This is a genomic window from Ahrensia sp. 13_GOM-1096m, assembly GCF_000620605.1.
Classification (GTDB): Bacteria; Pseudomonadota; Alphaproteobacteria; order Rhizobiales; family Rhizobiaceae; genus Ahrensia; species Ahrensia kielensis.
In genome coordinates this window covers 250,773-264,673 of sequence record NZ_KK211156.1, presented here as the reverse complement: position 1 = coordinate 264,673, position 13,901 = coordinate 250,773, and the positions used below count along the sequence as shown (strand labels likewise).

11 protein-coding genes are annotated in these 13,901 nt (G+C 47.4%); 5 read left to right on the top strand and 6 right to left on the bottom strand.

Annotated features, from left to right (window positions below):
* The first annotated feature begins 121 nt into the window (after nucleotides 1–121).
* Together N530_RS0115025 and N530_RS0115020 are read left to right on the top strand one after the other, a co-directional pair.
* Entirely contained in the window at nucleotides 122–1,576 is a 1,455-nt protein-coding gene (locus N530_RS0115025; protein WP_026481367.1) for an aldehyde dehydrogenase family protein, read from the top strand.
* 9 nt (nucleotides 1,577–1,585) lie between these two features.
* Nucleotides 1,586–2,332, top strand: coding sequence for an SDR family oxidoreductase (locus tag N530_RS0115020; protein ID WP_026481366.1), 747 nt, complete (start codon nucleotides 1,586–1,588; stop codon nucleotides 2,330–2,332).
* 27 nt (nucleotides 2,333–2,359) lie between these two features.
* On the opposite strand, the gene gloB is transcribed toward N530_RS0115020, so the two are convergent.
* Nucleotides 2,360–3,130: a hydroxyacylglutathione hydrolase gene (gloB, locus tag N530_RS0115015; RefSeq protein ID WP_026481365.1), complete on the bottom strand. Its 771-nt coding sequence runs from the start codon at nucleotides 3,128–3,130 to the stop codon at nucleotides 2,360–2,362.
* Between the two features lie 401 nt (nucleotides 3,131–3,531).
* Here gloB and N530_RS0115010 point away from each other — a divergent pair, with 401 nt between their 5' ends.
* Complete coding sequence (locus tag N530_RS0115010) at nucleotides 3,532–5,424, top strand: SulP family inorganic anion transporter (protein ID WP_026481364.1); 1,893 nt, start codon at nucleotides 3,532–3,534, stop codon at nucleotides 5,422–5,424.
* 47 nt (nucleotides 5,425–5,471) lie between these two features.
* Entirely contained in the window at nucleotides 5,472–7,343 is a 1,872-nt protein-coding gene (locus tag N530_RS0115005) for an ABC transporter ATP-binding protein (protein WP_026481363.1), read from the top strand.
* 115 nt (nucleotides 7,344–7,458) lie between these two features.
* On the opposite strand, the gene N530_RS0115000 is transcribed toward N530_RS0115005, so the two are convergent.
* From N530_RS0115000 to N530_RS0114980, 5 genes are all read right to left on the bottom strand, one after another.
* On the bottom strand, nucleotides 7,459–8,223 hold the full coding sequence (locus N530_RS0115000; protein ID WP_026481362.1) for an IclR family transcriptional regulator: 765 nt from the start codon (nucleotides 8,221–8,223) through the stop codon (nucleotides 7,459–7,461).
* Between the two features lie 149 nt (nucleotides 8,224–8,372).
* Complete coding sequence (locus N530_RS0114995; protein WP_026481361.1) at nucleotides 8,373–9,695, bottom strand: TRAP transporter large permease; 1,323 nt, start codon at nucleotides 9,693–9,695, stop codon at nucleotides 8,373–8,375.
* Nucleotides 9,692–10,273: a TRAP transporter small permease gene (locus N530_RS0114990; protein WP_211097918.1), complete on the bottom strand. Its 582-nt coding sequence runs from the start codon at nucleotides 10,271–10,273 to the stop codon at nucleotides 9,692–9,694. Before N530_RS0114990 ends, N530_RS0114995 begins: the two co-directional genes overlap by 4 nt.
* Before the next feature lie 66 nt (nucleotides 10,274–10,339).
* Nucleotides 10,340–10,969 carry a 3-oxoacid CoA-transferase subunit B gene (locus tag N530_RS0114985; protein ID WP_018688253.1) on the bottom strand — a complete coding sequence of 210 codons (630 nt, stop codon included), beginning with the start codon at nucleotides 10,967–10,969 and terminating at the stop codon, nucleotides 10,340–10,342.
* A 3-nt stretch (nucleotides 10,970–10,972) separates the two neighbouring features.
* Nucleotides 10,973–11,668 (bottom strand): CoA transferase subunit A, encoded by a 696-nt coding sequence (locus N530_RS0114980; RefSeq protein WP_026481359.1) that lies wholly within the window; start codon nucleotides 11,666–11,668, stop codon nucleotides 10,973–10,975.
* A gap of 344 nt (nucleotides 11,669–12,012) precedes the next feature.
* On the opposite strand from N530_RS0114980, the gene xsc reads away from it, so the two are divergent.
* Complete coding sequence (xsc, locus tag N530_RS0114975) at nucleotides 12,013–13,794, top strand: sulfoacetaldehyde acetyltransferase (RefSeq protein ID WP_026481358.1); 1,782 nt, start codon at nucleotides 12,013–12,015, stop codon at nucleotides 13,792–13,794.
* Nucleotides 13,795–13,901: the final 107 nt, after the last annotated feature.

Sequence of the window (13,901 nt, the reverse complement as noted above, 5' to 3'; positions counted from 1 at the left end):
TAAACGACTAAAAAGAACAGATAAGTTTTAGTGGCACGCACAATATTTTTGGGCATGAATAATGAGTACACTTTGCATCATATAAATTACATGCAAGATTAAAACTGAAATGGAGAAACAGATGAGCCAGCCTGATACTTGGTTTGAAACTAATAAATGTTTTATTGGCGGCGCATGGCGCCAATCCCATAGCAGTGAAACTATTGATCTCATCAACCCTTCTGATGGTACAGTAATTTGCGATATAGCAGCAGGATCTTCTGCTGATATCAATGATGCCGTTACTGCTGCACAGTCAGCCCTTGATGGTGAATGGGGAAAACTGACAGCACCAGAGCGCGGACGTTTTCTCTTTAAACTAAGTGCTTTGATTCTTGAGAACACTGAACGACTGGCTAAGCTTGAAGCTTTGGACGTTGGTAAGCCTCTTAGCCAAGCACGTGCAGATGTGTTGGCACTGGCGCGTTATTTAGAATTTTATGGCGGCGCTGTTGATAAAATTCATGGCACCACCATCCCTTACCTTGATGGATATACTGTCTATACGCTGCGTGAACCCCACGGTGTAACGGGACATATTATTCCGTGGAATTACCCTATGCAGATCATCGGCAGATCTGTGGGCGCAGCCTTAGCAATGGGAAATGCCTGCGTATTAAAGCCAGCAGAAGAAGCATGCTTAACAGCACTGGCATTTGCTGATCTTGCAAGACAGGTTGGACTTCCCGCAGGCGCACTCAATGTCGTTCCCGGCCGTGGCAGCGAGGCAGGTGCAGCACTCAGCAGTCATAAAGGCGTTCACCACATTTCCTTTACCGGTTCGGTGCCTACTGGCCGTGCAATTCAAGCAACCGCTGCACAAAATGTTATACCAGTGACATTGGAGCTGGGTGGCAAATCACCCCAGCTCGTCTTTGAAGATGCAGACCTTGATGCAGCACTGCCTTTTCTCGTCAATGCTGGCATCCAGAATGCAGGCCAAACCTGTTCAGCTTCTTCACGTATTTTAGTGCACCAAAGCCTATATGATGAAGTCGCTTCAAGAATGGCAAAACGTTACTCTGCATTGAGAGTTGGCCCAGCTATGGCAGACCTTGATCTTGGCCCAGTCATCTCTGCGCGCCAGAAATCAATCGTTGAGGGCTATCTTCAAAAAGCAGGCGATCTGGAAATCATAGGAAAAGGCACGATAGTCGAAGACGCTCCTCAAGGCGGCGCTTATATTGCACCGACATTATTGTCTGGAGCATCGTCAGAACATGTTCTGGCGCAGGAAGAAATATTCGGACCTGTGCAAGTTATAATTCCGTTTCAAGACGAAGAAGAAGCGGTCGCGATAGCCAATGGCACAGATTTCGGGCTTGTTTCCTCCGTCTGGAGCGAAAATGGTGCGCGCCAAATGCGCCTTGCCAAACGCTTGCGCAGCGGCCAAGTCTTCTTGAATAATTATGGTGCTGGCGGCGGTGTAGAATTACCCTTTGGCGGATCAGGTCTTTCAGGCCATGGCCGTGAAAAAGGGTTTGAAGCCCTATATGGATTTTCAACATTAAAAACTGTCGCAGCACGTCACGGATAGGAATTACCCATGCGAATGAAGAATAAAGTCGCGATCATTACCGGTGGAGCATCTGGTTTTGGCGCTGGTATTGCACGAAAATTTGCATCCGAAGGGGCGCAAATAATGATTGCCGATCTCAATATCGATTTAGCAAATGAGCTGGCCGGTGAACTTGGCCAAAGTGCGCGTGCAATTAAAACCAATGTTGCCGATGATCAAAGCGTTGCAGCAATGGTAGAAGCAACACTCGAAGCCTATGGAAAAATCGACGTATTGATCAATAATGCAGGAACCACTCACCTGCCCGCACCTTTGGATGAAATTACCGAACAAGATTTCGACAAGGTGTTTGCCGTCAACTGCAAGTCTGTTTTCCTCACGGCAAAGCATATTGTGCCTCACATGAGGAAAAACCAAGCAAGCGCAATTCTCAACGTAGCATCAACAGCTGCCGTTAGCCCTCGCCCGCGCTTGAGCTGGTACAACGCATCCAAAGGCTGGATGAACAACGCCACCAAAAGCATGGCAATTGAACTCGCGCCTGAAGGAATACGAGTGAACGCGATCAATCCCGTTGCCGGTGAAACACCGCTACTCAAAACCTTCATGGGTGAAGACACCCCTGAAATGCGTGCTAAATTTCTCTCCACGATTCCTATGGGCCGTTTTTCAACACCAGAAGATATGGCCAATGCCGCAGTTTATCTTTGTTCGGATGAATCCAGCATGGTGACTGGTGTATGTATGGAAGTTGATGGAGGGCGTTGCATCTAAAGCAATTCAGCAAAAGCTTATAGCGCGTTAGAAATTATCTTTGCGCTTGCGAATTTCAGTAAATACCGCCTCGTCACTTTGATTTTCCATTCCTAAAGTGGAACGGATTTTCTCATCATCAGGGCGCAAGAATGGATTGGTCGCCAGCTCCGTTTCCAATGTAAAAGGAACCGTCGGCTGGCCCTTTTCACGTAGATTTGCGATTTGTTCAGCGCGTTCTTTAAGCGCCTCATTTTCCGGATCGACACTCAATGCGAATGTCGCATTCGCAAGGGAATATTCATGGCTGCAATACACAGTCGTTTTTGCGGGTAACTTGGCTAGCTTTTGCAAGCTGCTCCACATCATGGACGGCGTACCTTCAAGAAGACGCCCGCACCCCAGCGCAAACAATGTATCGCCGACAAAGATGGTGTCATCATCGGGCAAATAGAAATTGATCATGTCCAGCGTATGCCCTGGCGTTTCAAGAACTTCGACCTTGCGGTTCGCAAATTCGATTTCATCACCCTCATTCAAAAGAACGTCTAATCCGACAATAGCTGTGCTCTGCTTACTTGGTCCAAAGACTTTTGCTTTTGTTTCCTGCTTGAGCTTTGCCAAACCATCAGTGTGATCCCAGTGATGGTGCGTGATCCAAATCTGGGTGATGTTCCATCCTTTGAGCTTAGCCTCATTCAAATAAGGATCGGCATCACCTGCATCGATAGCAACTGTATCACCACTTTCAGGGTCGTGAATCAGAACGCCGTAATTGTCGTTATAATAATCGAACTGGTGAATTTGCAGAGAGGTCATGGCTATTTCCTAATAAGATCTGGCACTAAACTAAGATTTAGAGAAAATGTGCGCTTATCAACGGGTAATTCGCAATATTGACACAAAGTAAGATCATCCGGTTTGCGTCATGGACCTAACTGGTCCTATACGACACATCATTACAAGTAGATAACGATATTCAGTTACGTACGCATTTGAAATGCCCGTATAAATTTTATTTTTGAGCTTTGGCTCGTACTGACAGTTTTGCCAATTGGTGGGTCGCGCATTTCATGCGCAGGCAAACAGACTGTACAAGTCAAATAAATTAATTGGTAGTGGAATGAGCAATTTCCGATCATACAGCATATGGCTAAAAAGCCATTGTGCTGCTGTGCGTATTGGAAATACGTATTCATCTGCTCGGTCAGGACAGTAAAATGAGCGAAGAAGCCCATCCGTGGCGAGAACGTGGTCGTCAATTTCAGGGCTACTTGAACGAACTGTTTTACATGCCGCCATGGATCAAAACGATCAGCAAAGATACGCTGCGCAGCGATCTCATCGCTGGCCTAACCGGTGCAACCCTCGTTTTGCCGCAAGCCGTTGCCTTCGCAGCGATTGCAGGACTGCCCCCTGAATATGGATTTTATGCTGCGATAGTCACGTCTATTGTCGCGGCATTATGCGGATCAAGCTTACATGCTGTTTCAGGGCCAACCACGCCAATTTCTGCGCTGGTCTTTGTGTCTCTTGTCGGCAGCTTCCAGCCCGGTACAGACAGCTATATCAGCGCTGCAATTACGCTCGCCTTTCTGGTTGGTATTTATCAGTTCGCGCTTGGTATAGCCCGCCTAGGCGGCATGGTGGATTTTGTTTCCCATTCAGTCATGACAGGCTTTATGACCGGTGCAGCGCTTTTGATTGCTCTTAGCCAAGTACGTCATGCCTTGGGTGTTGAGATACCCCGCCCTGACGAATTGGTTGAGTTCACCGTCGGCATCTATGAAAAATTCCCCGAAATAGATCCCTATTCCGTTGGCATTGCAGCCTTTGCCTTTTTTATCGGTGTAGCGATAAAGAAATGGCGCCCCTTATGGCCCAATTACCTCATTGCGCTTGCAGCTGCGACTGGCATTAGTATTTGGCTTTCCGGACAAGCAACTTCCGTTGCGACGGTCGGCGCGGTTGAAACTGTTATACCAAAATTTGTACTCCCTGACTTTTCATTGGGCTCTTTGCGCGACTTGTCTTCTGCGGCATTTGCGATCGCGATGGTTGGCCTTTTGGAGGCTATGTCAGTGGCGCGCGCAATCGGCTTGAAATCAGGTCAGATGGTTGACAACAATCGTGAATTTTTGGGCCAAGGCGCATCAAACATCGTCGGCAGCTTCTTCCAGTGCTACCCCGGTTCAGCATCATTCACCCGTTCAGGTGTGAACTATGAAGCAGGCGCAAAAACGCCATTATCTGCTATTTTCTCAGCGATATTCTTATTCATCATCCTATTGCTTGTCGCCCCTTGGTTTGCCTATGTGCCTATTCCGGCAATGGCTGGCGTCATCATTCTTGTCGCATGGCGCTTGGTGGACCTTCAAGAAATCAAGCACATATTCAGCACATCCGCCTCAGAAGCTGTCATTGCTGGCATCACATTTTTCTCGGCAATCCTAATCAATCTCGAATTTGCGATTTATGCTGGCGTGCTTTTGTCACTTGGCTTGTTTTTGAATTCAACGTCAAAGCCATCAATTGGTATCGGCGTACCGGATCCCAATTCTAAACGCCGCACATTCTCTGGCTCAGGCATCGGCAGTGGCAATGAAACACTACCCGAATGCCCGCAGCTCATGATTGCCCGTTTGGATGGTCCGCTCTATTTCGGATCGGTTGAATATCTGCGCAAACAATTCAGACGCTTTGAAATCGAGCGCAAAGATCAAACCAATATGATCTTCATCGTGAAGGGCATCGGTGAAATCGATATGCCCGGTGCCGACCTGTTGATAGAAGAGGCTAATCGCAGACGTAAGCGCGGCGGTTCCTTCCACCTACAAACAAAAACGCCCAAGACAATTTCTAAGCTAGCGCGTTTTAAAGTTATCAAGGAATTAGGCCGTGAATTCATTCACCTGTCGAAAGGTGATGCGATTGCCGGCGTTGTTCCCACATTGGATAAATCAATTTGTGCGACATGCACAAAACGCATTTTCTTCGAGTGTGAAGCACAACCAAAGCCCGTTCCTGAAGAAATATTGGAGCAAATGAACGAGGCGAAATCAGAAGCATCTTCCGCGAATGTTCAACCCGCCAAAACGCAATCAGCAGAATAATTCTTGTATTATATAGCAGTGACAATTTTTGTAGCTATATATCTTAGATGACAATTGCTGACCGTATATTTGGACCATTCGAAAAACTGATTGCCCCACTGGATTTACCAGTGCTGCCAATGCCGGATGACGGACCACTAAAACTGGTCTGGCATTTTGCAAAAATGTTCCGTGCCGTGCTGATTGTTGTCGGTATTTTGTCGATTATTTCAGCGTCAGTGTCTCTGCTTCTCATCTGGGCTATGGCATTCATTGTTGATGGTGTATCTGCGCAAGGTGCATCGCTTTTTCTAGATCAAAATTGGATATTACTGCTTTTAATTTTGATAACGCTTGCCGTGTTCAATCCCTCCATACGGTTTGTGGCAGAAACATATATGTATCAAACAGTGGAAACCTTGATGCCAGCGGCGCTACGCTGGCAAGCGCACAAAGCTGTCGAAAACCAAGACATGGCATTCTTTGAAGATTTGTTTGCAGGGCAAGTCGCTTCCCGTATCGCGCAAGTAACAAGCGCGTCACAGCGCATTATGATGCTTTCAATGAGCACTATTCCCTATGTTGGCATTCAATTTTTTGGCTCGTTTGCACTGTTGCTCGCATTGTCTTGGCAGCTTGCAATGCCTGTTCTTTTTTGGATCATAGCCAATAGCATACTCGCCTATTATGTGATGCCACTTTACATGCAGCGCTCCAAACATGTTGCCGGTGCACGCTCCAAAGCAACTGGCGCAATGACTGACATCTACAGCAATATCGCGATGGTGAAACTCTTTGCCGCCGAAGATTCAGAAGCAGGCGCTATTCGCAAAGTCATTGGCGAGACAATTGACACACAGCACAGCGAAAACCGCGCATACATCGCCACAGACACATGCGTCAACTTACTCAATGTTGCCCTCGTGGTTTCAATATTCTCTATTGGCATTTGGGGCTTGGTGGACGGATTTGTGACGCTTGGTGAGTTTGTTGCCGCTATAACTGTATCGCGATCACTATCAGATTCATCCAATGCTTTCATCGGCCTTGGTCAGGGCATTACGCGGGCGCTCGGCACAATAAAAGATGCAATGCCGGTCATTACCAGCCAGCCTAAAATCACAGACAAAACAAAGGCACCAAGCCTTGTTGTACGTGCTGGAGAAATTACGTTTAACAACGTCGATTTTTCCTATGGAGATGCAGCAAAGCCGGTGCTGCGCAAACTGGATCTTCAAATTAAAGCAGGTGAAAAAGTTGGTATTGTTGGTCTGTCTGGCGCGGGTAAATCAACTCTCATAGCGCTGCTTTTGCGGTTGCGTGATGTTGATGCTGGCAGCATCCAAATTGACGGTCAGGATGTTCGCGACGTGACACAAGCATCGCTTAGACGCCAAATTGGTGTCGTGACACAAGATGTATCTCTGTTGCATCGCTCCATTCGCGACAACATACGGTATGGCGATCCAACCGCCAGCGATGCACAAATTGAGCACGCGGCAAAGTTAGCGCAAGCAGACATTTTCATTCAAGAGCTCACAGACAGTGATGATCGCCAAGGTTATGATGCCCATGTCGGCGAAAAAGGCATAAAGCTATCTGGTGGACAGCGCCAACGCGTTTCTATCGCTCGTGTTTTGTTAAAAGATGCCCCGATTTTGGCTTTAGATGAGGCAACCTCCGCGCTTGATTCTGAGGCAGAAGCAGCGATTCAGAAAAACCTTACCAATTTGATGGAGGGCAAAACCACGATAGCCGTTGCCCACCGTCTTTCGACAATAGCCGCGATGGACCGCCTTGTCGTTATGGATAAGGGCATGATTGTCGAGCAAGGCACGCATGATGAATTGATTGAAAGCGACGGCCTCTATGCACAGCTATGGGCGCGTCAATCAGGCGGGTTTCTTGTGACAAACCAGCCTGCAACGTCAGAAGTTTAGTTTACCCGAACCTCAAGCGTTCTTGCGCTTCATTTCTTCCAGAGCACTCCATTTGTTTCGGTAATTTTAGCGCACCGAGAAGCGCATAAGGTCCAATTATCTGAAATCTGGCAACTCATTCATCAACCAGTGCACGCGCCAATTGCCGTGCAGCATTTGATAAAAGTGTTTTGTGCTGAACTAGAATTTCAGGATCAAGACGAACCGTTGGACCATGCGTAGCAAGTGCTGCAAGGAAACGCTTTTTCTCATCAAAAATAGGCACTGCAATCGCAACCATTCCATCCATGAATTCTTGGTCATCAATCGCATAACCTTGGCTGGCAATCGTCTCTAAGCTCTCAAGAAGCTTGTCTGCATTTTCAAACGTGTTGCTTGTATAGGGTTTAAGCTGAAGAGAGCGAACAAGCCGTTCGCGCATAGCTGGTGCAAGCGACGCCAAAAAAACTTTGCCACTGGCCGTACAGTGGAAAGGAACATGAGTTCCCACCGGAAGCTGAACGCGAATTGGCCAGTCGGTTTCAACCCGATCAAGATAGGTCATGCCATCATCGGATGGCACAACAAAATTGACCGTTTCTCCAAGCGTTTGTGCGACATGCTTTAATATCTGCCGACGGCCAATGTGAATATGCGACGCATATAACATGCCCACGCCCAACGAACGCAAACGCCGTGCTGGCCTTAAACGTTTGCCGCTTGGCTCATATATTAAAAAGCCCTCTTCCACCAATGTCGCGCAAAGCCGGTGCATTGTTTGTTTTGGCAAACCGATATGTTGATTAATTTCAGTTGGTGACAGTGCTTTGTCTGAATTACCCACGATTTCAAGTATCAATAAAGTTCTTAAATTCGTTGGTATTCGGCTTTCATCCGTCATCAAACATGCTCCTTATTCTCAAGAATACAAGCATGTCTGAAGCGGTGAATCGAGGCAAAAAGTCTCATTTTCAGCAAAAGAACACTACTGAATCTGCAACATCGCGTGTCATGCGCAAAGCACTGATGAATAAAGCTGCTTGTGCAACATCAATAGAAAAGTCGCACCAGATAAAGCGTTAGGCTTGGGAACATCACAAGAATAATCGTGCGCAAAATGTCCGACGCAATAAAGGGCATGATCGCCTTATAGGTGGCCCCTAACCGTGTTTCCTTATCCATCGAATTGATGATGAAAAGGTTCATGCCCACAGGCGGCGTGATAAGCCCGACCTCAACCACAATAAGCACCAAAATACCGAACCAAAGCGCTGTTTCTTCTGGCGACAATCCAAAATCAAGACCAGAAATTATTGGAAAGAAAATCGGAATCGTCAGCAAAATCATGGAAAGACTATCCATAATGCAGCCAAAAACGAGATAAACCAAAAGGATAACAGTCAAAACAACCCAAGGGCTTAAGCCCATAGCAACAACATATTGCGACATTTCTTGCGGCACCTGCGTGAGCGCTAGAAAACCATTATAATAGCTCGCACCAAGCACGATTAAAAAAATCATCGCCGTATTGGATGCCGTTGATAGCAAGGCATCGACAAAATTATCAAGCGTAAGCGCACGGCTAAACAAGGCGATAAGCCCTGTTCCAGCCGCACCGATTGCAGCCGCTTCAGTTGGTGTGAACCAGCCGAAGTAAATGCCGCCAACAACCAGAAAAAACACGAGCAATACCGGCCATACAGCTAAAAGCGCTGTCAGCCGTTCGCTATAGGGCATACGGCTTTTAATCTGCTCACTACCGGGGAAAACGCGGACATAAATGGCAATGGTCAACATATAACCAATCGCCGCGAGCAAGCCTGGAATAAAGGCAGCCATGAACAATTTTGCGATATTTTGCTCTGTTAAAATAGCATAGATAACGAGAACGACAGAAGGCGGTATCAAAATGCCAAGCGTGCCGCCTGCTGCAAGTGTTGCAGTTGCAAACCCACCTTCATAGCCTGCGCGGCGAAGCTCCGGCAGTGCCACCTGCCCCATTGTTGCAGCTGTTGCCAAGGACGAGCCGCAAATCGCACCGAACCCAGCCGAAGCACCAACAGAAGCCATCGCAACCCCGCCTTTGCGGTGGCCCAAGAATGCTTCTGCTGCGCGAAACAAGGATTGGGACATACCGCCAAGCGATGCAAACTGTCCCATCAACAAAAACAAGGGCACAATCGACAAGGAATGGCTGGAAAATGTGGAATAGGTTTCTGACTTCATTTTTGCCAGAACGACAGTCCAGTCGCCAAACACCAGCGCTGTACCACCAAGACCGCAAACAATCATCGCGACACCAATCGGCATGCGGATGAAGATAAGAAAGATCAGTACAGGCAGTGAAATGAGCCCAATATCAAAGTTACTCATGGGCCAACCTGTTCAGATGAATGTATCGTTTCGTTGCGCTCTGACCAATGAATAATCAAACTCATAAAGCCCACAACAACAGCAAACAGGCCTGCGATGAAGCATGCGGCATACCCCCACCAGACAGGCCATGTTAACAGAAATGTTGTCTCGTTATAAAGCATCTTATCGCGCATACCTGCGTAGAGCCGCCAAGTGATGACAACTGTTATTACAACAAGCAGCACCTCCCAGATTAGCGCAAGATATTCATTGCCGCGCCCGCTTAAAAGACGCTGCGTGAACAGATCGACAGATGCATGACCACGGTTAAGCTGACACCAAGGAAGAAATAGAAATATCGCCAGAGCCATTGATATTTCAACAAGCTCAAAGTCACCTGTTATCGGCGCAAACTGTTGCAAAAATCCGGCGATTGAGGACATATTTTCCTTCACGAAAGACATATTGCCAATCGTGTTGAAACCGCGTCCAACAATACTGACACATGTCATTACAATGAGGAAAATGAGCAGCAAACCACCCAGAACAGCCATAAGCTTGGCAAGGCTAGTGGCTATTCGGCGTATATTATTCAAAACAATTGCTCCGCGCTTGTGCGCTAAAATTAACAAATAAGTTCAACGCACAAACAGAGTTTATCATCAATTGACTATATTTGCCTGCGTTGCTGCACGAAGCTCATCTTCACTCACACCGTCAGCAGTTTCAATGATTTTTAAGCCACCATCAACAACATCCAGCACACCAAGATTGGTAATGATACGGTCAACAACACCCTGCCCTGTCAGCGGCAATGAGCATTCTTTGAGCAGTTTTGAATCGCCATGCTTATTGGTATGATCCATCACAACAACAACGCGGCCAACACCGGCAACAAGGTCCATTGCGCCGCCCATGCCTTTTACAAGCTTGCCCGGGATCATCCAATTGGCCAAGTCGCCATTCTCGGCAACTTCCATAGCGCCCAAAATCGCCATAGCTATTTTACCGCCGCGGATCATGCCAAACGATGTCGCACTGTCGAAATATGCCGTATGCGGCAGTTCCGTAATTGTCTGCTTACCCGCATTGATAAGATCAGGGTCGATATTTTCCTCGGTCGGAAACGGCCCCATGCCAAGCATGCCGTTTTCTGATTGAAGTGTAACTTCCACACCATCTGGAATGTAATTGGCAACCATGGTTGGAATACCGATACCCAGATTAACATAAGTGCCGTCTTGAAGCTCTTTAGCTGCCCGTGCAGCCATTTGATTTCTGTCCCAAGCCATTGATCAAGCCTCCCGCACTGTGCGTTGTTCGATGCGTTTTTCATGCTCACCTTGGAAAAGGCGATGCACATAAATGCCCGGCAAATGAATATGGTCCGGGTCAAGCGTGCCCACAGGCACAATCTCTTCTACTTCCATCACGCAAGTCTTGCCGCACATGGCAGCTGGTGGGTTGAAGTTTCGCGCTGTTTTGCGGAAAATCGCATTGCCCGTTTCATCAGCCTTCCAAGCTTTTACGATAGAAAGATCAGCAAAGATGCCCTCTTCCATGATGTAGGTTTGACCATTGAAATCTTTGTGTTCTTTGCCTTCGGCAATCACAGTACCAACGCCAGTCTTGGTGTAAAAACCAGGGATACCGCAGCCACCGGCACGCATACGCTCTGCCAAAGTTCCTTGCGGATTAAATTCCAATTCAAGCTCGCCAGAGAGATATTGGCGCATGAATTCAGCGTTTTCGCCCACATAGGACGAAATCATTTTCTTCACCTGTTTGGTTTGAAGAAGAATACCAATACCAAACTCATCAACACCTGCATTATTGGATGCAAAAGTTAAGTCTTTGGTTCCAGCTTCTTTGATTGCTTGGAGCAACAATTCAGGAATACCGCATAAGCCAAAACCACCAGCAGCAATGAACATTCCATCATGCAACAAGCCTTCCAAAGCAGATGCCGCATTCGGATAAATCTTCTTCATCAAAACCTCCACAAATGCCGCTCTCAAAAGGCGGCTTCTTGTAGTGTTTGACTTCGCACTGCAGCAATTGTCAAGCTTAGCAATGCATTGGTGTGAGTTGTCCGCAACGAACAAGAGTGTCCGTTGTATATTTTAAGCCCCTATATCAGCATATTTTAATCAGGGCTGTGTTTGACTGTTTTTGCTCGTTAAACAGCATGAAAACATAACTGGCCCAATGAACCATAAAATCTGGCACTGAATATGATGCAAGCCCTTATACTACGCAAGAATGAGAATGTTGAGCGAACATGGTTCATCTCAACAGCGCGATTTATCTGTAACCACTGTGGAGGGTACATAATATGAAGATGACAACGGAAGAAGCCTTTGTAAAAGTCTTGCAAATGCATGGCATCGAAAATGCATTCGGCATCATCGGTTCTGCCATGATGGCAATTTCAGATCTATTTCCCAAAGCGGGCATCAAATTCTGGGACTGCGCCCATGAAACCAACGCAGGCATGATCGCAGATGGCTACACGCGCTCTTCCGGTAAAATGTCGATGATGATCGCGCAAAACGGCCCCGGCATTACCAACTTTGTAACGCCTGTCAAAACAGCCTATTGGAATCACACCCCATTGCTTCTGGTTACACCGCAAGCTGCCAATAAAACGATTGGCCAAGGCGGTTTTCAAGAAATCGAACAGATGAAACTGTTCGAAGACATGGTTTGCTATCAAGAAGAGGTGCGCGACCCCTCTCGTATGGCTGAAGTGCTTAACCGCGTGATCGAAAAAGCGTGGCGCGGATCAGCCCCTGCACAAATCAATGTGCCACGCGATTACTGGACACAAGTGATTGATATTGAATTGCCGCAGATCGTTCGCCTAGAGCGCCCTCGCGGCGGCGAGCAAGCGATTACCGAAGCTGCTAAACTGCTTTCAGAAGCCAAGTTTCCGGTTATTTTAAACGGTGCTGGTGTCGTTTTATCTGGTGCTATTCCTGTATCCGCCGAACTTGCTGAAAAACTCTCTTCACCGGTATGCTGCGGCTATCAGCACAATGACGCGTTCCCCGGTTCACACCCGCTCTCAGTCGGCCCCCTTGGTTATAATGGCTCAAAAGCAGCAATGGAGTTGATTGCCAAAGCAGATGTTGTTCTGTGCCTTGGCACACGCCTCAACCCGTTCTCAACACTGCCAGTTTACGGTATTGATTACTGGCCAAAAGACGCAAAAATCATACAGGTTGATATGAATTCAGACCGTATCGGCCTGACGAAAAAAGTGTCTGTCGGCATACAGGGCGACGCAAAACTTGTCGCTGAGCAAATTCTGGAAAAACTATCTGCAAGCGCTGGCGATGACGGCCGCAAAGACCGCGAAGCGCTTATTGCGCAAACAAAATCTGCTTGGCTGCAACAGCTTTCATCCATGGACCACGAAGATGACGATCCGGGCACAACATGGAACGAACGTGCACGTGATCGTGAGCCCGAACGCATGTCACCACGCATGGCATGGCGCGCAATTCAGGTCGCAATGCCAAATGATGCGATCATTTCGTCTGATATTGGCAATAATTGCGCGATCGGCAACGCTTATCCAACATTTGAAAAGGGCCGAAAATATCTAGCACCAGGCCTCTTTGGCCCTTGTGGATACGGTTTTCCAGCCATCCTAGGCGCTAAAATCGCCAACCCAGACACGCCGGTTATCGGATTTGCTGGCGATGGTGCATTCGGCATCTCCATGAACGAGATGACCGCTTGTGGCCGTAATGACTGGAAGCCGATCACCATGGTGATCTTCCGAAACTATCAATGGGGCGCTGAAAAACGCAACACAACATTGTGGTTTGACGATAATTTCGTGGGCACAGAGCTAAATCTCGGCGTGGAATATGCTAGAATCGCAGAAGCTTGCGGCGTCAAAGGCGTGCAAGTCACAACGATGGAAGATCTGACAAAAGCGCTGGACGAAGCCGTTGAAGGCCAAATGAAGCGAAACGAAACAACTTTCATCGAAGTTGTTTTAAATCAGGAGCTTGGTGAACCGTTCCGCCGCGATGCAATGAAGAAACCTGTCACTGTCGCAGGCATTGATCCAAACGATATGCGTCCTCAACAAGCTGCTGAATAAGGTTAAAGACCTGTTCGGACTGTCAAATGACATAAATGGATGATTAAAGTTACGCTCTGCCAGTGATTCCAACATTGGCAGAGCGTTTTATATGACGTGAGAGAAAC

What these genes read in the sequence shown, in the direction of transcription:
- N530_RS0115020 (WP_026481366.1), top strand. Translation starts at nt 1,586, where the DNA reads ATGCGAATGAAGAATAAAGTCGCGATCATTACCGGTGGAGCATCTGGT.
- N530_RS0115000 (WP_026481362.1), bottom strand. Translation starts at nt 8,223, where the DNA reads ATGACGGATGAAAGCCGAATACCAACGAATTTAAGAACTTTATTGATA.
- N530_RS0115005 (WP_026481363.1), top strand. Translation starts at nt 5,472, where the DNA reads ATGACAATTGCTGACCGTATATTTGGACCATTCGAAAAACTGATTGCC.
- xsc (WP_026481358.1), top strand. Translation starts at nt 12,013, where the DNA reads ATGAAGATGACAACGGAAGAAGCCTTTGTAAAAGTCTTGCAAATGCAT.
- N530_RS0115025 (WP_026481367.1), top strand. Translation starts at nt 122, where the DNA reads ATGAGCCAGCCTGATACTTGGTTTGAAACTAATAAATGTTTTATTGGC.
- N530_RS0114980 (WP_026481359.1), bottom strand. Translation starts at nt 11,668, where the DNA reads ATGAAGAAGATTTATCCGAATGCGGCATCTGCTTTGGAAGGCTTGTTG.
- gloB (WP_026481365.1), bottom strand. Translation starts at nt 3,130, where the DNA reads ATGACCTCTCTGCAAATTCACCAGTTCGATTATTATAACGACAATTAC.
- N530_RS0114985 (WP_018688253.1), bottom strand. Translation starts at nt 10,969, where the DNA reads ATGGCTTGGGACAGAAATCAAATGGCTGCACGGGCAGCTAAAGAGCTT.
- N530_RS0114995 (WP_026481361.1), bottom strand. Translation starts at nt 9,695, where the DNA reads ATGAGTAACTTTGATATTGGGCTCATTTCACTGCCTGTACTGATCTTT.
- N530_RS0115010 (WP_026481364.1), top strand. Translation starts at nt 3,532, where the DNA reads ATGAGCGAAGAAGCCCATCCGTGGCGAGAACGTGGTCGTCAATTTCAG.